This window comes from Myceligenerans xiligouense (assembly GCF_003814695.1).
GTDB lineage: Bacteria > Actinomycetota > Actinomycetes > Actinomycetales > Cellulomonadaceae > Myceligenerans > Myceligenerans xiligouense.
On record NZ_RKQZ01000001.1, the window covers coordinates 2,568,064 to 2,589,178 of the forward strand.

Genomic DNA, 21,115 nt, shown 5'->3' on the forward strand with positions numbered 1-21,115 from the left:
CGAGTCTACGAGTTGTCCGCCTTCCCGGGCTCCTCGTGGCCGCCTTCCCGGAACTCCTCGGCCAGCAGCCGGTACGAACGATGACGGTCTTCGGGGTCGCTGACAAGCGTGTTGACGACGATCTCGTCCGCGCCGTGCGCGGCCGCGAGGGCGCGCAGCTCGACGCCCACCTCCTGCGGCGTACCGAACACGACACCGTGCGACCGCGCCTGTGCGCGCGTGCGCTCGGCCTCGGTCCAGCGATGTCGCCGGACGCGCTCGACGGAGGGGACCGGGCGCTCGTCGCCGAGGTCCTTGCGGACGCGCCACCACACCATCGCCCGGGCGAGCGCGGCGGCCTCCGCGGCGGTCGGGGCGGTCACGGCACGCACGGCGAGAAGGGTGTGCGCGCCGCGCCCGGCCCGCGCCGCGGCCTCGCGGTAGGCGGTCGTCGCCAGCTCTCCGCCGCGGGGCACGAAGAAGTGCCCGTGGGCGTACCCGGCGCCGAGGGTGCCCGCGAGTGCGGCGGCGGAGCCGCCGGCGCCGAGCACCCACACGCGGCCGGCCGGCTCCTCGGTGGCCGCGTGCGGTCCCAGGACGCCGGTCAGGACCTCGATCTTCTCCCCGTAACGCGGGTCGTCGAACGCGGCCCTGCCCACGCCGAGGTCGATCCGTCCGGGATGGACGTCGTCCAGGAGGGTCACGACCTCGCGCACCTTGTTCACCGGGTACAGGGGAAGCAGGATGCCGCCCGTCCCGACCCGGATGTGCCGGGTCCGTTCCAGTGCCAGAGCCGTCATGATCTCCGGCGCCGTGCCCGCGAACGTCGCGGACGCGTGGTGCTCGGCGAACCAGATCCGGTGGTAGCCGAGCTCCTCGGCCTCGACCGCGAGCCGTAGCGCGCTGGACGCGGCCGACGTGCACGGCGTGTGCTCGGTGACGGGCACCTGGTCGAGCACGGACAGCCTCATCGGTCGCTCCCCCGGCGGGCGGTGCCGGCGTCGCGTCCGCTCGTCGCGGTGAGTTCCGGGACGATCCTCCAGTCGCGGTAGAAGACGAGGTTGTGCAGGTCGGATGCGGCGATGGCACGCAACGTGGGGACGAGCTCCTCCGCGTGTTCCGGTGTCGCCACGTTCAGGGGCCACTCGCCGATCGTCGCACCGCGCAGGTGAGGATGGTGGAAGCCCGCACCGAACGTGGCCACGAGGCTGATGGGGGCGATCCGGGTGGCACGCTGCTCGGGCCAGGTGAGGAGCCAGCTCGCGACGAGCCCGCCGTGCTCGTCGCGCCCGGGGCCGACGGCGGTGATCTCGCCGGTCCCGCGCAGGAGGCCGGCGTCGAACTCGGCCAGTACCCGCCGGGCGGGCGGGTCCAGCAGTTCGACCGCCCGGACGAAGGCCTTCTCCTTCCCGCCGCGGGTCACCTCCCCGAAGTGGTTGCCGTCGCGCAGGTCCGTGAAGTGGCGGACCAGCGCCTCGATCGAGGGCTGCTGCGTCATGGTGTCGTCCTTTCGTCGTTGCCGTACTCGTGCAGTGCGGTGATGAGCTCGCCGAGGATGCCGCTGGGTGAGCGCAGGACCTCGGCGTGCGGAGTGCCCGGCAGCACGCTCAGGCCGACCGGCACCCGGGCGGCGTGGAGCCGGGCGGCGTACTCGACGACGTCGTCCCGGACGGGGTCCAGGTCGCCGACCGCCAGGTACACCGGTGCCAGGCCCGAGAGGTCGGGGACCTCCAGCGGTGACGGGCGCGCCGTTCCGGGTCGCCGGGTGCCGCCCAGCCAGAGGTCCCAGGAGCGCCGGAGGTCCTCACGCCGGGGGAAGGCGCCGGGGTCGCGGTGGTACGACGGCCGCGCGCAGCCAGGGTCGAGGGGCGGGTAGGCGAGGACCTGAACCGGGACACGGTCGCCCCGGTCCCGCCGGGCCACGGCGGCCATGGCGGCGATGGTCCCCCCGGAGCTGTCGCCCCCGACGGCGAGCGGCAGTTCCGGTGAGGCCTGCGCCATCCGGTCCACGGCGGCGAGGACGTCGTGGACGCCCGCCGGGAAGGGATGCTCCGGTGCGAGGCGGTACTCGACCGACGCGACGGTCCATCCGCTCGCGGCCGAGAGCTGTCGTGTCACCCCCGCCCACTGCGCGGCGGAACCGCGCTGCCAGGAGCCTCCGTGTGCCCAGACCAGCCTGCCCAGCGCCGGTCCGGCGGGTTCGTGCGTGAGGAGCCGGACGGTGGCGCCGTCGCCGGTGCGCACCGTGCTCCATCGGTCGTTCACGATGCCGGTCATCCGGGTGTTCAGAGCTGCCGGAGGGCGCCCCCGTCGACGGACCATTCGGCACCGGTGACCTGTCTCGCGCGGGGTGAGAGCAGGTAGGCGATCAGGCCGGCCACGTCCTCGGGCCGGCCGATCCGGCCGGTGGGCAGCCGCCGCTCCTCGACGATGAAGCGGTCCACGGCCGTGTCGGGGTCCGTCCCGAACCGCTCTCCGAGCTGCTCGGCGAAGCCGCCCGGGGCGTCGAACAGGGCGGTGCGGGTGGGGCCCGGGGAGACGATGTTCGACCGGACGCCGACCGGCCCGAACTCGGCGGCGATCGACTTCGAGATCGACAGGAGGGCGGCCTTGGAGGCCGCGTACGGGGCCATGGTGGGGTCGGGCATCCTGGCCGCCTCGCTGGCGACGTGCACGAGGCTTCCGCCGTCCGGGTTGGTCCGCATCGCCGCGATCACCTCCCGGGAGAGGCGGGCGGCGGCGAACACGTTGAGCTCGAAGGTGGCGCGCCACAGGTCGTCGCCCAGCTCGGCGAAGCCCGGGCGGGTGTCGAAGAGCGCGGCGTTGTTGACGAGCCCGTCGATGTGCTCGTAGCGCTCCAGGGTCCGGGTGACGAGGCGGCTCGCGACGGCGGGGTCGGTCAGGTCGCCCGTCACGAGGTGGGCGGCGGCGGGCAGGGTCCCGTCGGCCGGCACCCCGCGGGCGACGGCGACGACCTGTGCACCCTCCGCGGCGAGTTCGCGGACGGTTGCGAGACCGATCCCGCTGGTCCCGCCGGTGACGATGACGACCTTTCCCGCGAGGTCCAGATCCATGGCACTCCTCAGCATGTTGCGGCGCACGCTCGCGGACGTCCCGCGAGCACGCCCAGGTTCGGTCAGGAGCGCGACGGCAGCCATCCCCCTGGTCTGACTAGCACCGGCAAGGACACCCTTGGACGGCAGCCGCTGTTCCGACGGAACGGACTAATGGGTGGATCAAGGACGAATACCGGCCAAGTCCACCTGGTGTCAAGCAAAGTTCAGCAAACTCGCAGCATTTCATCCGCACCTTGTCAGGGTGTGGCTCGGCAGGTCTGCCACCTGCTGAAATACCACCTGGAACGGGAAGGTGCGCGCCTGGCGGCGGTACTGGCCGGTCCGCCCACAACGACGTGGATGCTCAGAGAGATCCAGCCCGACTTGTCCGAGCATTGGAGAAATACATGAGCGCCCGCACCACCCACCGACCGAACTTCGACGGCCATGTCGCGCACGCCGCGATCCTGCACGACGCCGTGGACGAGCCCGTCACGGGGCGCAGCGTCGTCGTCAACCTCGGCATGACGGACGCCTTCACCGAGGGGACGCAGCGATCGCCGCTGCCGCCCCTCAGCTCCACCGTGGTCACCGGTGGCACCGTGACCGGTGACCTGGTCATGGCGATCACCCCCGGGGAGGGCGAGGACCTGGGTGCTCGCGCGCGAGAGCGCGGCTGGGAGGACTTCTACGGCGGTGACGGCCCGGTCCTGCTGAAGTCGCCCCAGGACACGGCGGGAACGGTCATGCTCGACCGCGCGGCGGTCCTGCACCAGGACGAGCTCGCGCGGGGGGCCGAGCGGCACACCGTCAAGGTCAACCTGTGGTTCAGCCCGGCCGGGACCGACTGCGGGATCCACAACCTTCACCCCTTCATCGAGGTGCACACGCAGGTCGCCGGCTACGGCCGCATGCAGAAGTTCGCGTCGAAGGACCACGCGAGCCTGTACGAGGACCAGCAGCTGAGCCCCGGTGCGACCAACCCCGTTCCGTTCTGCCTCGAGCGGGACGGCGAGCTCGTCTACCCGTGGCACCAGTACCGCGCCGACACCGACTGCGTCTGGCTCGCGGTGGAGTACCACGAGGCCCGGACCGCCTAGCTCCTCCCCCGCAGCACCCGCCCTCCGTCTCGCCACCGACCCGCCGCCCGGCGACGCCGGCAACCCCGGCATGCCACGAACAAGCAGGCAAGGAGACCCTCATGAAGACCCTCGGCATCGTTTTCGGAACCCGTCCCGAAGCCGTCAAGTTCGCCCCGCTCATCCACGCGCTGGAGAACGACCCGCGCTTCCGGACCGTGCTCATCTCCACCGGCCAGCACCGGGAGATGCTCGACAGCACGCTGCGCGAGTTCTCGATCACCCCCGACGTCGACCTGCGGATCATGCGTGAGGGCCAGACCCTCGCCGAGGTCACCCACCACATCCTGGAAGGGATGTCGACCGGCCGGCACCTGGACGGCCTGGACGCGGTGCTCGTCCACGGCGACACCGCGACGACCCTCGCCGGGGCGCTCGCCGGCCTGCACGCCCAGATCCCGATCATCCACGTCGAGGCGGGCCTGCGCAGCGGAAGCAACCTCTCCCCGTACCCCGAGGAGGCCAACCGCAAGCTCGTCGCGCAGATCGCCGCGCTGCACCTGGCCCCGACCCCGGGCAACCACGCGAACCTCATCCGGGAGGGCGTGCGCGAACACTCGATCGTCGTGACCGGCAACACCATCGTCGACGCGCTCCACCAGGGCATGCGCAACCTCGGAACCTACGGCGACCCACGGCTGGAGGACCTGGACGACGACCCGCGCCGGGTCATCCTCTCCACGACGCACCGGCGCGAGAGCCACGGCCGCCCGATGCGGGAGATCGCCGAGGCACTGGCCGACATCGCGACGCGGGACGACGTCCGCATCGTCGTCCCCCTGCACCTCAACCCGAAGGTCCAGACCGTGATGCGGCCGGTGCTCGAGGGGATCGACAACGTCGACCTCGTCGCTCCCCTGCCCTACCTGTCGTTCTGCCGTCTGCTGCGCCGCAGCGACGTGATCCTGTCCGACAGCTCCGGCGCCGAGGAGGAGGGGCCGGCGCTCGGCAAGCCCACACTCGTGCTCCGGGAGATCACCGAGCGCGGCGAGTCGGTCCTCACCGGGGCGTCACGCCTGGTCAGTCGTTCCCGAGGGCAGATCGTGGCCGAGGTGCAGCGGCTGCTCAACGACCCTGAGGCCTATGCCGAGATGGCCGGCGCGATCAACCCGTACGGAGACGGACGGGCCACCGAGCGCACCGTGGCGGCGATCGCGCACTTCTTCGGGCTCGGGCCGGCGGTCATGCCGTTCGTCCCGGGCGCCGAACCCGTGAGGTCCGTCGCATGAGTGGCGCGCGAGGGCTTCCGGCCGGGCTCGTCGCGCTCGCGCTGGGCGGTTTCGGCATCGGCCTGACCGAGTTCGTCATCCTGGGCCTGCTGCCGGAGGTCGCGGCGGACTTCGCGGTGACGATCCCGCAGGCAGGGCACCTGGTGTCCGGGTACGCGCTCAGCGTCGCGGTCGGTGGCGTCCTGGTCACGGCCGGAACCGCGGCGATGCGTCCCAAGCGGGTTCTGGTCTGGCTCATGGTGTTCTTCATCGCCGGGAACTTCCTGTCGGCGATCGCCGACACCTACGCGGTGATGATGGCCGGCCGGATCGTGGCGGCGCTCTGCCACGGGGCGTTCTTCGGGATCGGGTCGGTGCTCGCCGCGTCGCTCGTCCCCCCGCACCGCTCGGCGCAGGCCATCTCGATCATGTTCGCCGGCCTCACGGTGGCGAACGTGCTCGGTGTCCCGCTGGGCACGTTGCTGGGCCAGAACCTCGGCTGGCGGTCGACGTTCTGGACGATCACGGTGATCGGCGTCGTCGCGCTGGCAGGGCTCCTGCGGTTCATCCCCGACCGGGCCGCCGACGAACGGGCACCCGGCCAGCTGCGGCGCGAGGTCGCGGCCTTCGCCTCCGGCCAGGTCTGGCTGTCGATCCTGGTCACGGTGTTCGGGTTCGGCGCCATGTTCGGGGCGTTCACCTACATCGCACCGCTGCTGACCGACGTCGCAGGGTATCCGTCCGACGCCGTGCCGTGGCTGCTCGTCGTCTTCGGCGTCGGCCTGTTCGCCGGCAACCTCGCCGGCGGGAAGGCCGCGGACCGGTTCCTGGACCGCACCCTGCTGACCCTGCTCGGCGCGCTCGTCCTGGTACTGGGCGGGTTCGCCCTGGTGGCGGGCAGCCCGTGGGCGGCGGCGGGAGCCCTGTTCCTCCTCGGGTCCGTCGGCTTCGCCTCGGTACCCGGCATGCAGATGCGTGTCCTGCGCTTCGCCTCCTCCGCACCGACGCTCGCGTCCGGGGTGAACATCAGCGCCTTCAACCTGGGCAACGCCATCGGTGCCTGGCTCGGCGGCCTGACGATCGCCGCCGGGTTCGGGTACCGGTCGCCCCTCGTGGTGGGGGCGGTCCTCGCCCTCGTCGCCCTCGTGCTGATGACCTCGGCCACGCTCTCCGACCGCCGGTCGCGAACCGATCCGGCCCCTCTCACCACCTCTTTGACCGGCACCACTGTCTGATCACCGAAGGGACCTGTCATGACGACCCCCGCACTGCGGCACCGCTCCGCACCGACCCTCGACGTCGCCGAACCACGTTTCGACCAGGAGACCGTCACGGACTACCTGCGCGACGGGTACTGGCTCGAGGCCTGCGACATCGACGGCGACGGCAAGCTCGACCTCGTCGGCTACGGCCTCAAGGTCGGCGAGATCTACTGGTACCAGAACCCGACCTGGCGCAAGCACCTGGTCGTCGACAAGATCAAGGAGCCGGTGGGCGCCGACTTCGGCGACATCACCGGCAACGGCCTGCCCGACCTCGTCGTCTGCTACCAGTTGTACGGCCCGGGCGGGACCATCCACCACGCCGACGGCGAGGGCGGCAGGATCGACTGGCTCGAGAACCCGGGCGACCCCGCCTCCACCGAGAACTGGAAGCGGCACTACGTGGGTCGCGCCACGGGGATGCACCGCCTGCGCGTCGGGCACTTCTCCCGCACCGACCGCGTCCAGATCATGGGCTTCCCGATCGTGGCGGTCGAGGACGTGCACGCCGTCCTCCCCGTCATGCTGTTCACCCAGCCCGACGACCCGACGCAGGAGTGGGACGCCGAGGTGATCTCCCGGACCGACTTCCGCATGATCCACGGTGTCGCCCGCAAGCCCGGCCTCGTCGCCGGCTCGGAGCTGGACTCGGTCCTCATGGCGTCCGACGAGGGTGTCACGTGGCTCTACTACGACGAGAGCGCCGGAAAGTTCACCTGGGAGCACATCGGCGACGGCGAGAACGGGCAGTTCGAGCAGACCGGGTTCAAGGGCTCGGGCGACGTCGACGGCGGCAGCGTCGGCGGTGAACCGCTCGCCTACGTCGCGGCGATCGAGCCGTTCCACGGCAACACCGTCGCCGTCTACACCCGCACGTCCGACGACGTCGAGGGTCCCGGCTGGCGCCGTCACCTGCTCGACATCTACGGCGACCCCAACGAGAACGGCGAAGGGCCCGGGCACACCGTGATGTGCCGCGACTTCGACGGCGACGGCGACGACGAGTTCCTCATCGGCCTGCGCGGTCCCGAGCCGTGGCAGGGCGCCTACTACTACAAGGCCGTCGACCTCGAGAAGGGCCTGTTCCTCAAGTGGAAGGTGTCGGGTGAGTCCATCGCCCGCATCGTCGCGGGCGACTTCGACAACCGGGGCGTCGACGACTACGCCACCATCTCCTACTCCGTGCAGCACTACTTCGTCGCGCCGAAGGCGGAGATCACCCTGCACCGGAACCTCACCACCCCGGAAGGAAACTGATATGACCACCCAGCACACCCCCACCGACCCGCACGCCGGTGACCGGTCCTCGACCGGCCGCCGTACGTTCCTGATCGGCGCCGCGGGAACCGCCGCCGCCGGAGCGCTCGTCGCCCTCGACCCCGCCTCGCCGGCCGCCACCGCCGCCCCGGGCGGCTCCACCGGCCTCCGGACACCGGCCCCCCGGCCCTCCGACCCCGTCGTCACCCCCGAGGACTCCCGCTACCTCGACCTGATGACGGGCAACAACGCACGGTTCGTGGCCGAGCCCGAGTATGTGCGGCTGATCAGCAGCGCCCGGGACGCCGAGGCCGCGGTCCGCGCCGCGGTGCGCACGGGAAAGAAGGTGTCGGTCCGCAGCGGCGGCCACTGCTTCGCCGACTTCGTCTGCAACCCGGAGGTCGAGGTCATCCTCGACCTGTCGACCATGACGAACGTCTACTACGACGAGGGCATGCGCGCCTTCGCCGTCGAGCCCGGCGCACGCCTCCTGCACGTGTACGAGAAGCTGTTCAAGGGCTGGGGCGTCACCATCCCCGGCGGCATCTGCTACGGCGTCGGCGCCGGCGGCCACATCGCGGGCGGCGGCTACGGACTGCTGTCGCGGTCGCACGGCCTGGTCGTCGACCACCTGTACGCCGTCGAGGTCGTCACGGTGGACGCCCGGGGCCGGGTGCGCACCCGCGTGGCGACCCGCGACTCGCGCGGGGCGCTGGGCGACCTCTGGTGGGCACACACCGGCGGTGGCGGCGGCAACTTCGGGATCGTCACCAAGTACTGGTTCCGGTCACCGGGCGCCCACGGCACGGACCCCGCCGAACAGCTCGTCAAGGCCCCGTCGCGGGTACTCGTCAGCGCGCTGAGCTTCCCGTGGGACGAGGTGGACCGGCCCGCGTTCGACCGGCTCATGACGAACTGGAACGAGTGGCACGAACGGTACCGCGGACCGGGAACACCGGAGTCGCACCTGTCGAGCCTGTTCAACCTCAACCACCGGGCGCACGGCAGCCTGGGGATGTTCACCCAGATCGACGCCGACGCGCCCGACGCCGCCGGCGTGCTGCGGCGGTTCATCGAGAAGATCACCGACGGGGTCGCCGTCACCGCCGCGCCGATGGCGACGCCCTCGGGCGAGCTCGCCGCGATGCCGGAGTTCTTCGACACCCAGGAGCTGTCGTGGATGCAGGCGACCCGGACGGTCGCCACCAACAACCCCACGATCAACAGCCCCACCAGCCGCGGGATGCACAAGTCCGCCTACTTCAAGAAGGGCTTCACCCCACAGCAGCTGGACGTGATGTGGGAGCAGCTGCGCCGCCCCGACTTCACCAACCCGGACACCATGATGGTCGTCTTCTCGTTCGGCGGACAGGTGAACGCCGTGAGCCCGGACGCGACCGCCAACGTGCAGCGCGACTCGATCTTCAAGATCTGCCTCCAGACCTTCTGGCAGGACGAGTCGGACGACGAGTTCTACCTCGGATGGGAGCGTGAGACGTTCGAGGCGATGTTCGCCCGCACCGGCGGTGTCCCCGTGCCCGACGACGCCGTCGACGGCTGCTACATCAACTACCCGGACACCGACATGGCCGACCCGGCACGCAACCGCTCCGGGGTGCCGTGGTCGACGCTGTACTACAAGGACAACTACCCGCGGCTGCAGCGAGCCAAGCAGGAGTGGGACCCGAGGAACTTCTTCACGCACAGCCTCGGCATCGAGCTCCCGGAGACGACGTCGCGATGATGAACACCACCGGAACACAGCCGGGCCGATCCCCGTCCCGCCTGCCCTCCCTGACCGGCCTGCGATTCTTCGCCGCCCTGCTCGTCTTCGGCTTCCACATCACCCTCTCCGCGTCACCGATCCCGCCGAACGACCCGATCAACCCGTTCGCCGACCCCCAGCTCGCCGCCGCGTCCGAGAAGATCTTCGTCACCACCGGGTACATCGGCGTGTCCTTCTTCTTCGTCCTCAGCGGGTTCCTGCTCGCCTGGGCGGCGAAGCCGAACGACGGCCTCATCCCGTTCTGGCGCCGCCGCATCGTGAAGATCTTCCCGAACCACCTGGTGATGTGGGTGCTCGCGATGGTGCTGTTCGCCGCCGCGATCACCCCCGCGCACGCGTGGGCGCTGAACTTCTTCCTCCTCAGCGCCTACTCACCCGACGGTGCGGTGAACGTGGCGGTCAACCCGCCGTCCTGGACGCTCAGCGTGGAACTGCTGTTCTACATGCTGTTCCCGTTCCTCATCGCCGGCATCCGCCGCATCCCGGTCCGCGCCCTGTGGCTCTGGGCGGGCCTGATGCTGCTCGGCATGGTCCTCGTGCAGGTCGCGACCCTCACGATCGTCCCCGACGAACCGCGGTCCGCGCTCACCCCCGTGTCGTCCTACCAGTTCTGGTTCGGCTACATCTTCCCCCCGTCCCGCCTCTTCGAGTTCGTCCTCGGATCGATCATGGCCAGGATCGTCCTCGAGGGACGCTGGCCGGCCGTGCGCGTCTGGCACGCCCTGGTGGCATGCGTCGCCGGGTATGCGGTCGCCAACGTGGTCCCGTTCGTCTGGACGTTCAACGTGGCCACGATCATCCCCATCGCCATGCTCGTCACCACCGTCGCCGCGGCCGACAACGCCGGAGAACGCACGTTCCTCCAGTCCCGCCCGATGCAATGGCTGGGCGACACGTCGTTCGGGTTCTACCTGTGCCAGGGAATCACCATCTTCTGGGCACGTCAGATGATGGACAACGCGACCTATCCGACGCCCGTCGCACTCCTCGTGGTCGCCGGGATCTTCGTGCTCACCCTGGGCGGTGGATGGGCACTGTACGCACTGGTCGAGAAACCGATGATGGACCGTTTCGCGAGACCTCGCCGCCGGGCCGCCCTCCGGCCGGGCGACCGCCCGAGACAACTCGTCTGACCCCGGTCCCCGCGGAGGTGCCGGCCCACCCCCTGTTGTGCCGGCACCTCCCACCCCGCCTCAGCGGCGGAACCGCGGTGCCCCGTCACCACGTCCCACGACCGACCCGACCGGCTGCCGCTCCCCCTCCCGGACCAGCAGTTCGAGGGCGCTCGCGGCCTCGACCGTCGCGGCGGTGTAGACGAGGATCCGGTGCCCGGAGTCGTCCGGTGGCGTGAGCACCTCGAAGCCGAGGTCGAGCTCCCCGACCTCGGGGTGCTGGAACAACTTCATGCCCGACACGCACCGATCGACCGGATGGCGGGCCCACAGCTTGCAGAACTCCGCACTCTTCACACTCAGCTCACCGACCAGGGTGGCGAGCTCCGGGTCGTCCTGGTTCCTCCCGCTCAGGACGCGCAGTGAGGCGACCGCCCGCTCGGCCTCCTCGTCCCACTCCCGGTACAGCTCCTTCGTGTGCTCGTCGAGGAACAGCATCCGGGTCATGTTCGGCCGGTCCAGCACGTGCTCCGGACTGTCGAAGGCGAGATGCCCGGCCACCAGCCGGTGTCCCAGCTCGTTCCACCCCAGGACCTCACTGCGCCGGCCGAGGATGACCGCCGGGATGTCCCCGATCGAGTGGACGAGCCGGAGCATCCCCTCCCGCGCGTGGTCGTGCTTGATCGGTGCCCGACGCCGCGGAGAGCGCTTCGGCCGGGCCAGGTTGAACAGATGAGCCTGCTCATCGGTTCCGAGCTGCAACGCCTGGGCGAGCGAGGCGATCACCGCCTCCGAGGCATTGGTGCTCAGCCCCTGTTCCAGACGCGCGTAGTAGGTGGGACTCACCCCTGCGAGCATCGCGAGTTCCTCGCGCCGCAGACCAGGGACGCGCCTGACACCGTAGCCCGGGATCCCGACGTCCTCCGGGCGCAGGACCGCACGCCGGGAACGAAGGAACTCCCCCAGTTCGTTCGAGCCGCTCATGCCCCCCATTCTGTCTGACCGCACGCCGTTCGTCCTGTCCCCCTCAGTACCTGCCTCCGCTCCTGTCACTGCCAGTGCCAGGACACAGGGGGTGTGGTTGCCCGACCGGAACCGCCCCATCGTGGGAACCACCGGTTCCGTGGAACCACCTGCCCGTCACGGACGCACGGACACAGAGACAACACGGACACCACACCGAACTCCAACACACCGCATCGAAAGAGGCATCGTGACCACGGATCAAGCACCGGCATCCGAGACCGCCGGCGAGACCACGACGACCGGCGACGCCCGCATGACGCGCCGTCAGCGCACCGCGCTCGTCGTCCTGCTCACCGCGAGCTTCACCCTCGCCGTCGATTTCTCCATCCTGAACGTCGCCCTCCCCACCATCGGCGCCGACGTCGGCTTCGGCATCGCCAACCTGCAGTGGATCGCCACCGCCTTCGCCCTCTGCTCGGCCGGGTTCACCCTTCTCATGGGGCGCGTCGCCGACATCGCCGGCCGGCGCCGCATGTTCCTCATCGGCATGGTGCTCCTGGGTGCGGGCTCCCTCGCCGGCGGCCTGGCCACGACGCCGGCCGTCCTGCTCGTCGCGCGCGTCGCGCAGGGCTTCGCCACGGCCATCGTGGTCCCCGCCGCACTGGCGCTGCTCATCGGCACCTTCGCGGAAGGCCGTGCCCGCGACAAGGCGCTGGGCCTCAACGGGTCCCTCATGGCCGCCGGATTCACCACCGGCGCGATCCTCGGCGGACTCCTCACCGACCTGCTGTCCTGGCGGTGGGCCTTCTTCATCAACGTCCCCATCGCCATCGCGGTACTGGTGGTCGCACCGATCGTCCTCAAGGAAGGCCGCAGCGAGAACCGTCCCCGCCTCGACGTGCCCGGCGCCGTGTTCGTCACCCTCGGCCTGCTCGCCCTCGTCTTCGGGCTCACCAACGCCGCCGAGAGCTCCTGGACCGACCCCCTCACCCTCGGGGCGCTCGCGGCGTCCGTGTGCCTGCTGGCCGTGTTCGTCGCCGTCGAGCGAGCCGTGTCCCATCCCCTCATCCCGCTGGGGATGCTCACCCGGTCCAACGTGGCGTGGGGCAACATCGCCGGGTTCCTCGCCTTCGCCACCGAGACCTCCCTCGTGTTCCTCCTGACCATCTACCTGCAGAAGGTGCTGGACTACACCCCCCTGGCGGCGGGGCTGTCCTTCGCCGTCCTGGGTCTCGGCACGGTCATCGGCGGCCTGCTCGGGCCCAAGGTCGTCGGCCGCTTCGGCAACAAGGCGGCGATCGTGGGCGGGTTCCTCGTGCAGGCGGCCGCGACGCTGCCGCTCGTCCTGATCTCGGAGTCCGGGAACTCGATCTGGCTGATCCTGGTCGCGACGTTCGTCGGTGGCGTCGCGAACCTGGTGGTGATCGTCGGCTTCATGATCACCGCGACCACTGACGTGCCCGAGTCCGAGCACGGCCTGGCCACCGGCCTGACGACGATGAGCCAGCAGGTGGGCATCACCATGGGCACGCCCGTCATGAGCGCCGTCCTGACCGCCGTGGTGCTCGCGTCCACGGGCGTCCCGGAGGCGACGGCGGTCCTGGACGGCGTGACGACGGCCGTCTGGGTCAACGGAGGCCTGTGCATCGTGGCCGCCGTGGCGGTCGCGGCATTCCTGCGGCGGCGGGCCGCGTTCTGATCGCGGGCCGGCCGGGCCGCGGCACGACGGCGGGTTCTCCCGTGTCCACGTCGCGCGGCCCGGCGGGCGCGGTCAGTTCGCGGCAGGTGCCGCCAGTCCGATGCCGAGCGCGCGCAGCCGCGCACGCAGCGTGGCCGTGTCGGTGAACCGGATCGCGTGGAAGCCGGTCCGGCGGGCGGCGTCGACGTTCTCCTGCTTGTCGTCGACGAAGACGGCGCGTGCCGGGTCGACGTCGAACCGCTGCGCGAGCAGTTCGTAGATGCGCGTGTCGGGCTTGGCGAGCCCGACACGCCCGGACACGACCACGTCGTGGAGCAGCCCGATCGCGGGGGCGGCGGGTTCGGCGTGCCGGAACGTCTCGGCGGACCAGTTCGTCAGCCCGAACAGCCGCAGGTCGAGGCGCGCGAGTTCCCGCACGAGGGTCTCGGAGCCGGGGACGGGGCCGGTGAGGGTGTCGGCGTAGCGGTCGACGTAGACGGCCAGGTCGGCCGCCCGGTGCGGGTGGGTGCGCTCGAGCTGGGCGACGATGTCCGCGAACGGCCGGCCGGAGTCGGCCTCGTGGTTGAGTTCGTCGAACCCGACCTCGTCGAAGAACGCGTCGATGTCGGCGGCGGTCCAGGCGCGGCCGGTCACGTCGGTGTGGTTCGCGTAGGCGGCGTAGGGGTCCCAGCCGATCAGGACGTTCCCGAAGTCGAGGACGACGGTGTCGATGGTGACACCGCCCTCGACGGCGTTCTCGGTGGCGGCGTTCTCGCTCAGGTTCCGGCTCACAGCATCTCCTCAGGGTCCAGCCTGGCGCGGGCGGTGCCGCGTTCTCGCCTCGCCGATCGTACGGCCATGGACGCCCGCAGTCGCCGGGCGAGCTCGTCGCCCTGGTCCAGCGGCACCCGCAGGACGGTCCGGACCGGCCGGGCCACGTCGAGGGTGTGCTGCGCCGCGGGGGCACCCGGCCGGTCGCTCTTCGGTGTGCCGGCGCCGCCGCGGCGGACGGGGGCGGGTGACGGGTCGTCCACCTCGACCGGGCCCAGCACGTTCTCACCCGCCAGCCCGACCCGCCCGACGACGGCGGCGACGGCCTCACGGTCCCCGGTCACGGCCGCGACCCGGACGGCGGGCGGCAGGCCGAGGGCGGCGCGTTCGTCGAGCTCGCGGGCGGCGAAACCGGCGGGATCCCAGCGCACGAGGGCCTGGCTGGGTCCGGGCGCGCCGTCCCCGACGAGGAGCACCTGCCCGTCGGGCCGGGCCAGCGCGGCGGCGGCCAGCCAGCGGCCCAGGGCCTCGGTGCCGGCGGCCAGGTGCGTGCCGCCGGACATGACCGCGGCGTCGAGCAGGAGCACGGCGGTGTAGCCGCCGCTCGGCACGGGTTCGGCGCCCGGGGTGGCCACGACCAGCGCGGGATCGCCCGTCACGGAGTCGAGCACGCCGGCCGGGGCCGAGGCCGCCGAGAGCCGCACCGGCACGCCGGTGAACGCGCGCCCGAGCTCCTCCGCGGTGCGGGCGGACCCGACCCGCACCGACCGCAGCCCGGTGAAGCCGCACTCGGGGCACGACCAGCCGCCGGCCATCCTGCCGCACCAGGTGCACTGCGGGGACGCGTCGGCGCGCGGCAGACCGAGCGGGCCGTGGCAGGCCTCGCAGCGGGCGGCGGTACGGCAGCGGGCGCAGGCCACCACGGGCAGGTAGCCGCCACGAGGCACCTGCACGAGCACGGGGCCGCGCTGGAGGGCGTCGCGCGCGGCACGCCAGGCCGCCGACGGGAGCCGCGCGGCGGCGGCGGCACCGTCGCGCGCCAGCTCGACCGAGGTCAGCGACCGCACCCGGGGCGTGTGCGCGCGCAGCGTGTCGCGGGCGGGGGCGAGCTCGCGTGCCCAGCCGCTCGCGAGCAGGGCCTGGGCCTGGGCGGTGCGTCCGGGGGCGCCGAGCAGGAACGCGGCGTCCGCCTGGGCGGCGCGGATCGCGAGGACGTCACGGGCGTGCGGGTAGGGCGCGTGCGGTTCGGCGAGCGTCTCCTCGCCGTCGCCCCACAGCACCACCAGCCCGAGATCCCGGACCGGCGCGAACATGGCCGCCCGGGTACCGACCACCACCGGCGCCTGACCACGCAGGGCGGCGAGGTAGGCGCGGTAGCGGGGCGCGGGGCCGTCGTCGGCGATGAGCCGCACGTGCCCGCCGGGCCCGGCCGGGACACCGGCGGCGTCCAGGGCGGCGCGCACGCGGGCGACGTCGCGCGCGTCGGGCACGACGACGAGCGCGCCGCGGCCACCCGCCACGCACGCGGTGACGGCGGCCGCCACCGCCGTCGCCCAGCGCGGGACGGGCGTACCCGCCCGAGCGTCGGCACGCGACCCGGCGGACCCGCCCGCGTTCGCCGGCCCGGCACCGCCGGCACGCGCGCCGGCGGTTCCCGTCCCACCGGGCCGCGTGTCGTCGACGCCGCGCCGCGTGTCGTCGACGCCGGGCAGCGCGGACCACACCGCACGTGGCGCGTCACCACCGAGCACACGCCGCAGGAACGCCTCCCCGCCCTGGTACGGCGCCCAGGCGGCGGTTCCCGGGCCACCAGGGACGGTGGACCGGTCCGCCGCCTCCTGACCGGCCCCGCCGCCGGGCGGGGCGTCCGGCCTCTCCTGTTCCGGCCTCTCCTGCCCCACGTTCTCCTGCTCCACACGGGCGTGCCGCGGCGGCACGGCCAGCCGCAGCACGTCGGCCAGCGTCCCGCCGTACCGGGCGGCCACCGCCCGGCACAGGTCCAGCACCTGCGGGGTCAGCACCCGCTCGGCGGACACCACACGTTTCAGGGGGACGAGACGGCCCTCGTGGTCGGACTCCGCGAGGCGGGCGACGACGAACCCGCCCACCTCCTGCCGCCCGAACCGTGCCTTGACCCGCACGCCAGGCTGCGCGTCTGCGGCCATGGACTCCGGGACGAGATAGTCGTACGGCTGGTCGAGGTGCGCGGGCTGCAGGTCGAGAGCCACCCGCGCCACCGGAAGCTGCGCCGCGATCGGCACGCCACCCGTCTCCGCCGCGCCCTTGCGCCCCGTGCTCTTGCGCCCCGTGCTCTTGCGTCCGGTGTTCGTCCGCCCCGCGGCCTTTCCTCCGGGGGTGTTCCTTCCCCCGGCTGGCCCGCCGGATCGCGCGCCACGGCCCGGGGCCGCCGTCACGGCGGCTCCGTCGAGCCCGGGAAGCGGATCCTGATCCACGGGTGCTATCCCACCACGAGTGACCGACATCGACGAAGGACGCGACGGGCCGCCCGGATCACACCGCCGCGCGCAGTGCCTCCACCCGGTCCGTGCGCTCCCACGTGAAGCCCGGCAGGTCACGGCCGAAGTGACCGTAGGCCGCGGTACGACGGTAGATGGGGCGCAGCAGGTTCAGGTCCCGGGTGATCGCGGCCGGGCGCAGGTCGAAGACCTCACGGATCGCGGCCTCGATCCGCGCCGTCGGCACCGTCTCGGTACCGAACGTCTCCACGTACAGACCCACCGGACGCGCCTTGCCGATCGCGTACGCCACCTGCACCTCGCACCGGCGCGCCAGCCCGGCGGCCACCACGTTCTTCGCCACCCACCGCATCGCGTACGCGGCCGACCGGTCCACCTTCGACGGGTCCTTCCCGGAGAACGCCCCGCCGCCGTGCCGCGCCATGCCGCCGTACGTGTCCACGATGATCTTGCGGCCCGTCAGCCCGGCGTCACCCTGCGGACCGCCGACCACGAACTTGCCCGTCGGGTTCACGATGAGGCGCGCGTCGGCCACCAGCAGCCCGGACTCCTCCGCGGCGCGGGTGAGCACCGGCCCGATCACCTTCTCCGCCACCTCGCGCGTGAGCTTCTCCTGGATGACGTCCGGGTCGTGCTGCGTGGACAGCACCACCGTGTCGACCGCCACCGCACGGTCGCCGTCGTACCCGATCGTCACCTGCGTCTTGCCGTCCGGCCGCAGCCCCAGCAGCTCGCCCGACTTGCGCACGGCCGCCAGCCTCTCCGACAGCCGGTGCGCCAGCCATACCGGCAGCGGCATCAGCGAGGGCGTCTCGTCCGACGCATACCCGAACATCAGCCCCTGATCGCCCGCGCCCTGCGCGTCCAGCGGATCGCCCTCGACCCCCGGACCCGACGCGTCGTCCCGGCCCTCCAGCGACTTGTCCACGCCGCGGGCGATGTCCGGGCTCTGCTGCCCGATCGACACCGACACCCCGCACGAGTCCGCGTCGAACCCGATCGCGCTGGACGTGTACCCGATGCCACGCACCACGTCCCGCACGATCTGCGGGATCTCGACGTACGCCTCCGTGGTCACCTCGCCCGCCACATGCACCAGCCCGGTGGTCACCATCGTCTCCACCGCGACCCGGGATGCCGGGTCCTGCTCGAGCATGGCGTCCAGGATCGCGTCGGAGATCTGATCGCACACCTTGTCCGGGTGCCCTTCGGTCACGGACTCCGAGGTGAACAGACGCAGATCACTCATGGGCACCAGCCTACGGTCTCAGCACGCGAATGCCGACATCCGACAGGTGAGACGCCGCTCACCCAGCAATCCACGAGCACTCGCCCACGCCCCCGGCCCTCCTCCGGCACCACGACCCGCCCCACCCACCTCAGGAAGACACCTTCACCACCGTGTCCCACACCGCATCAGCCACCACACGCTTCGACCCGGCAGCTCGCGCCACCACCTCACCCGCCCCGTCCAGCACCGTCACCTCGTTCGACGCCGTACCGAAGCCCTGCCCCGCCCCCACGGCGTTCACCACCAGCAGGTCCGCACCCTTGCGCCGCGCCTTGTCCCGGCCGTGCTCCAGCACGCCCGCGGCCGCGTCACCCGTCTCCGCCGCGAAACCGACCACCACCTGGCCCGCACGGCGGCGCTCGCGGGCCAGCCCGGCCAGGATGTCCGGGTTCTCGACCAGCCGGATCGGCTCGGGCGGGCGGCCGGGCACCTTCTTGATCTTGGCGTCCGGCGTCGCCTCGGGCCGGAAGTCGGCGACGGCGGCGGCCATCACCACCACGTCGGCCGTGGCGGCGGCGGTGTGCACGGCGTCGGCCAGCTGCGCGGTGGAGCCCACGGGGACGACGGACACGTCCGCCGCGCCGGCGCGCCCGGCGCCCAGGCCTTCCAGGACGGCGTCCTCGACGTTCGCGGCCACGAGGGTGACGCGCGCGCCGCGCGCGGCCGCGGCCGCGGCCAGCGCCACGCCCTGCCGGCCGCTGGACCGGTTGCCGATGAACCGCACGGGGTCGATGGGCTCGCGTGTGCCGCCGGCGGAGACGACGACGTGCCTGCCCGCCAGGTCCTGGGCCCCCGCGGGTTCGCCCGCCGGGCCCTGACCGGCGACCCGCAGCGCCTCGCGCGCGATGTCCTCGGGTTCGGGCAGCCGCCCGGGGCCGGTGTCCTTGCCGGTGAGCCGGCCGCTGGCGGGCTCGATGACGTGGACACCGCGCTCGCGGAGCATGGCGACGTTGGTGCGGGTGGCCGGGTGCTCCCACATCTCGGTGTGCATGGCGGGGGCCATGACCACGGGGCAGCGGGCGGCCAGCAGCGTGGTGGTGAGCAGGTCGTCGGCGCGGCCGGCCGCGGCCCGGGAGAGGAGGTCGGCGGTGGCGGGGGCGACGACGATCAGGTCGGCGCCCTGGCCGAGCGCGACGTGCTGCACGCCGGGGACGTCGTCGAACACCTCGGTGGTGACCGGCTCGCCGGACAGCGCCTCGAAGGTGGGCGCGCCGACGAACCGCAGTGCCGCCTCGGTGGGGATCACGCGGACCGCGTGGCCCTGCTCGCGCAGCAGGCGCAGCAGGAGGACGGCCTTGTAGGCGGCGATGCCGCCGCTGACGCCGAGCAGGATCCGCATGTGTGGCCTCGAGGGTGGGGTGGCAGGAGGGCTCCGGGGGTGCGCCGCCGGCCTCAGCCCGGGAACTCGGGCAGCGCCTGGGCGGCCTCCGCCTCGGCCTGCTTGCGCGCCTCCACCTCGGCGGGGTCGATCTCCTCGATGGTCAGGAGGCCCTGGTTGATCTCCCGCATGGCGATGGACAGGGGCTTCTCCTGGTTGCGGGCCTCCACGAGGGGTCCGACGTTCTCCAGCAGGCCCTCGTTGAGCTGGGAGTAGTACGCGTTGATCTGGCGGGCCCGCTTGGAGGCGTACAGCACGAGGCCGTACTTCGACTCGGTGTGGGCGAGCAGCTCGTCGATCGGCGGGTCGGTGATGCCCTCGGGCCGTGCGACGGATCCAGCCATGATGCAGCTCCAAGAAGTCAGGGGGTTACGGGAAAAGTCCGCAGGGCAGTCTACCTGCCTGTGCGGGCGTCGACACGGTGACGCGAGGCACGAGCGCCCTCGGGGGCGGCGCCCTGCGGCTCGGGAGAGCACGGGGCGCTCACCACGGACATGAGTTCGTCCGTGGCGCGGTGCACCTCGTCGTTGACGATCGTGACGTCGAACTCGCTCCCGGCGGCGAGCTCGACCCGCGCCGTGCGCAGCCGTCGCGCGCGTTCCTCGGCGCCCTCGGTGCCGCGCCCGACGAGCCTGCGCTCGAGTTCGGCGAAGCTGGGCGGGGCGAGGAACACGAAGCACGCGTCGAGGCCGTCCATCGCCTGGACGGCCTCGCGCACCTGCCGGGCGCCCTGGAGGTCGATCTCCAGCAGCACCGGCACGCCGGCCCTGAGCCTCTCCTCGACGGGTCCACGGGGTGTGCCGTACCGGTTCCTCCCGTGGACCACCGCCCATTCGAGCATGTCGCCGGCCTCGACCAGACGGTCGAACTCGTCGTTGCTCACGAAGCGGTAGTGGACGCCGTCCACCTCGCCGGGGCGCGGCGGCCGCGTGGTCGCCGACACCGAGAGCCACACCTGCGGGTACCGTTCGCGCACGTCCGCGGAGACGGTCCCCTTGCCGACTGCCGTCGGCCCGGCCAGTACCGTCAGCCGGGCGGGGGTTGTGGTGGAAATTTCAGCCGAACCTCTCGATCAGGGCCGCGGACTGGTGCGGCCCCAGGCCGCGCACGCGGCGCGTCTCGGCGATCCCGATCTCCTCCATGATCGCCTTCGCCTTCACCTTACCCACTCCGGGCATGGACTCGAGCAGGGAGACGACCTTGAGCTTGCCGACGACGTCGTCCGTCCGCCCCTTCTCGATGACCTCCTTGAGGGAGCCCTGCGAGTACTTCAGCTTGTTCTTGATCTCGGCGCGCACACGGCGGGCTTCGGCAGCCTTCTCGAGTGCGGCTGCACGCTGCTCAGGTGTGAGGGGAGGGAGTGCCACGCAAGTCACCTACTCAGGTTGTGGACGGTTGGCCCGTCCGTGGGTCTTTCGAGACTGCTGCCTCGAAAGTAGTCATGACTTCCCTGGTCGGCAATCCAGAAGCCCCCGCGTGGCGCACATTTCCGCAACCCTTCACGTCAGCCGGACATCCCATCAAGAGCATTTCACCGTAAAGGGTATGCAGAATGCGCCAAAAGTCCTGGTCGAGGCCGTGTCAACCCTCCGGGAGAGACAACAGTGTGAGATCTGTCACTTCTACGGGTTCTCCCGCATGCCGGACGTGCCGGCACCCTGATCAGGTGCGTGATCGGGGTGCCGGCACGCGCGGTCATGGCACGTCGCCGGCCGGCTCGGCCTGCTCGGCCGGCCGTCGCGCCGTCTGGTTCGC

The 21,115-nt window shown here is 71.9% G+C and carries 19 protein-coding genes; 7 read left to right on the forward strand and 12 right to left on the reverse strand.

What is annotated here, in order from left to right; genetic code table 11:
• Positions 1–5: 5 nt before the first annotated feature.
• From EDD34_RS11135 to EDD34_RS11150, 4 genes are read right to left on the reverse strand one after another with little or no spacing between them, the layout of a single operon-like run.
• Positions 6–950, reverse strand: a complete 945-nt coding sequence (locus EDD34_RS11135) for an LLM class flavin-dependent oxidoreductase (protein WP_123814628.1) — start codon at positions 948–950, stop codon at positions 6–8.
• Positions 947–1,477 (reverse strand): hypothetical protein, encoded by a 531-nt coding sequence (locus tag EDD34_RS11140; RefSeq protein WP_123814630.1) that lies wholly within the window; start codon positions 1,475–1,477, stop codon positions 947–949. The genes EDD34_RS11135 and EDD34_RS11140 overlap by 4 nt, the downstream gene beginning before the upstream one ends.
• Positions 1,474–2,244, reverse strand: coding sequence for an alpha/beta hydrolase (locus EDD34_RS11145; RefSeq protein WP_170177051.1), 771 nt, complete (start codon positions 2,242–2,244; stop codon positions 1,474–1,476). Before EDD34_RS11145 ends, EDD34_RS11140 begins: the two co-directional genes overlap by 4 nt.
• 20 nt (positions 2,245–2,264) lie before the next feature.
• Positions 2,265–3,053 (reverse strand): SDR family NAD(P)-dependent oxidoreductase, encoded by a 789-nt coding sequence (locus tag EDD34_RS11150; protein ID WP_123814634.1) that lies wholly within the window; start codon positions 3,051–3,053, stop codon positions 2,265–2,267.
• Between the two features lie 389 nt (positions 3,054–3,442).
• On the opposite strand from EDD34_RS11150, the gene EDD34_RS11155 reads away from it, so the two are divergent.
• The 6 genes from EDD34_RS11155 to EDD34_RS11180 all read left to right on the forward strand — a co-directional run bounded on the left by EDD34_RS11155 (position 3,443) and on the right by EDD34_RS11180 (position 10,820).
• Positions 3,443–4,135 carry a hypothetical protein gene (locus tag EDD34_RS11155; RefSeq protein ID WP_123814636.1) on the forward strand — a complete coding sequence of 231 codons (693 nt, stop codon included), beginning with the start codon at positions 3,443–3,445 and terminating at the stop codon, positions 4,133–4,135.
• Positions 4,136–4,236: 101 nt separating this feature from the next.
• Positions 4,237–5,403 carry a non-hydrolyzing UDP-N-acetylglucosamine 2-epimerase gene (wecB, locus tag EDD34_RS11160; protein ID WP_123814637.1) on the forward strand — a complete coding sequence of 389 codons (1,167 nt, stop codon included), beginning with the start codon at positions 4,237–4,239 and terminating at the stop codon, positions 5,401–5,403.
• Positions 5,400–6,617, forward strand: coding sequence for an MFS transporter (locus EDD34_RS11165; protein ID WP_123814639.1), 1,218 nt, complete (start codon positions 5,400–5,402; stop codon positions 6,615–6,617). The genes wecB and EDD34_RS11165 overlap by 4 nt, the downstream gene beginning before the upstream one ends.
• An 18-nt stretch (positions 6,618–6,635) precedes the next feature.
• A complete protein-coding gene (locus tag EDD34_RS11170; protein ID WP_123814640.1) occupies positions 6,636–7,901 on the forward strand; it encodes an FG-GAP repeat domain-containing protein in 1,266 nt (421 codons plus the stop codon).
• Between the two features lies 1 nt (position 7,902).
• Positions 7,903–9,645, forward strand: a complete 1,743-nt coding sequence (locus EDD34_RS11175; protein WP_123814641.1) for an FAD-binding oxidoreductase — start codon at positions 7,903–7,905, stop codon at positions 9,643–9,645.
• Entirely contained in the window at positions 9,642–10,820 is a 1,179-nt protein-coding gene (locus tag EDD34_RS11180) for an acyltransferase family protein (protein ID WP_246012326.1), read from the forward strand. The genes EDD34_RS11175 and EDD34_RS11180 overlap by 4 nt, the downstream gene beginning before the upstream one ends.
• A 60-nt stretch (positions 10,821–10,880) precedes the next feature.
• Here EDD34_RS11180 and EDD34_RS11185 read toward each other — a convergent pair whose 3' ends face one another.
• A complete protein-coding gene (locus tag EDD34_RS11185; RefSeq protein WP_123814642.1) occupies positions 10,881–11,783 on the reverse strand; it encodes a helix-turn-helix domain-containing protein in 903 nt (300 codons plus the stop codon).
• A gap of 229 nt (positions 11,784–12,012) precedes the next feature.
• On the opposite strand from EDD34_RS11185, the gene EDD34_RS11190 reads away from it, so the two are divergent.
• Positions 12,013–13,464 (forward strand): MFS transporter, encoded by a 1,452-nt coding sequence (locus EDD34_RS11190; RefSeq protein ID WP_342774827.1) that lies wholly within the window; start codon positions 12,013–12,015, stop codon positions 13,462–13,464.
• A gap of 72 nt (positions 13,465–13,536) precedes the next feature.
• Here the strand turns inward: EDD34_RS11190 and EDD34_RS11195 are convergent, their stop codons facing one another.
• The 7 genes from EDD34_RS11195 to mihF form a co-directional block, all read right to left on the reverse strand.
• On the reverse strand, positions 13,537–14,235 hold the full coding sequence (locus tag EDD34_RS11195) for an HAD family hydrolase (protein WP_246012328.1): 699 nt from the start codon (positions 14,233–14,235) through the stop codon (positions 13,537–13,539).
• Positions 14,232–16,667, reverse strand: a complete 2,436-nt coding sequence (locus tag EDD34_RS11200) for a primosomal protein N' family DNA-binding protein (RefSeq protein ID WP_342774828.1) — start codon at positions 16,665–16,667, stop codon at positions 14,232–14,234. The genes EDD34_RS11195 and EDD34_RS11200 overlap by 4 nt, the downstream gene beginning before the upstream one ends.
• A gap of 58 nt (positions 16,668–16,725) precedes the next feature.
• Entirely contained in the window at positions 16,726–17,940 is a 1,215-nt protein-coding gene (metK, locus tag EDD34_RS11205) for a methionine adenosyltransferase (protein WP_123814644.1), read from the reverse strand.
• Between the two features lie 130 nt (positions 17,941–18,070).
• Positions 18,071–19,321, reverse strand: coding sequence for a bifunctional phosphopantothenoylcysteine decarboxylase/phosphopantothenate--cysteine ligase CoaBC (coaBC, locus tag EDD34_RS11210; RefSeq protein WP_123814645.1), 1,251 nt, complete (start codon positions 19,319–19,321; stop codon positions 18,071–18,073).
• A gap of 53 nt (positions 19,322–19,374) precedes the next feature.
• Positions 19,375–19,704 (reverse strand): DNA-directed RNA polymerase subunit omega, encoded by a 330-nt coding sequence (gene rpoZ / locus EDD34_RS11215; protein WP_123814646.1) that lies wholly within the window; start codon positions 19,702–19,704, stop codon positions 19,375–19,377.
• A 50-nt stretch (positions 19,705–19,754) separates the two neighbouring features.
• A complete protein-coding gene (gmk, locus tag EDD34_RS11220; protein ID WP_123814647.1) occupies positions 19,755–20,414 on the reverse strand; it encodes a guanylate kinase in 660 nt (219 codons plus the stop codon).
• Between the two features lies 1 nt (position 20,415).
• A complete protein-coding gene (mihF, locus tag EDD34_RS11225; protein WP_123814648.1) occupies positions 20,416–20,727 on the reverse strand; it encodes an integration host factor, actinobacterial type in 312 nt (103 codons plus the stop codon).
• Between the last annotated feature and the right edge of the window lie 388 nt (positions 20,728–21,115).

Coding starts and splice junctions, on each gene's coding strand:
- coaBC (WP_123814645.1), bottom strand. CDS start 19,321: ATGCGGATCCTGCTCGGCGTCAGCGGCGGCATCGCCGCCTACAAGGCC.
- EDD34_RS11155 (WP_123814636.1), top strand. CDS start 3,443: ATGAGCGCCCGCACCACCCACCGACCGAACTTCGACGGCCATGTCGCG.
- EDD34_RS11170 (WP_123814640.1), top strand. CDS start 6,636: ATGACGACCCCCGCACTGCGGCACCGCTCCGCACCGACCCTCGACGTC.
- wecB (WP_123814637.1), top strand. CDS start 4,237: ATGAAGACCCTCGGCATCGTTTTCGGAACCCGTCCCGAAGCCGTCAAG.
- EDD34_RS11140 (WP_123814630.1), bottom strand. CDS start 1,477: ATGACGCAGCAGCCCTCGATCGAGGCGCTGGTCCGCCACTTCACGGAC.
- EDD34_RS11135 (WP_123814628.1), bottom strand. CDS start 950: ATGAGGCTGTCCGTGCTCGACCAGGTGCCCGTCACCGAGCACACGCCG.
- EDD34_RS11165 (WP_123814639.1), top strand. CDS start 5,400: ATGAGTGGCGCGCGAGGGCTTCCGGCCGGGCTCGTCGCGCTCGCGCTG.
- EDD34_RS11180 (WP_246012326.1), top strand. CDS start 9,642: ATGATGAACACCACCGGAACACAGCCGGGCCGATCCCCGTCCCGCCTG.
- rpoZ (WP_123814646.1), bottom strand. CDS start 19,704: ATGGCTGGATCCGTCGCACGGCCCGAGGGCATCACCGACCCGCCGATC.
- EDD34_RS11185 (WP_123814642.1), bottom strand. CDS start 11,783: ATGAGCGGCTCGAACGAACTGGGGGAGTTCCTTCGTTCCCGGCGTGCG.
- EDD34_RS11175 (WP_123814641.1), top strand. CDS start 7,903: ATGACCACCCAGCACACCCCCACCGACCCGCACGCCGGTGACCGGTCC.
- metK (WP_123814644.1), bottom strand. CDS start 17,940: ATGAGTGATCTGCGTCTGTTCACCTCGGAGTCCGTGACCGAAGGGCAC.
- EDD34_RS11150 (WP_123814634.1), bottom strand. CDS start 3,053: ATGGATCTGGACCTCGCGGGAAAGGTCGTCATCGTCACCGGCGGGACC.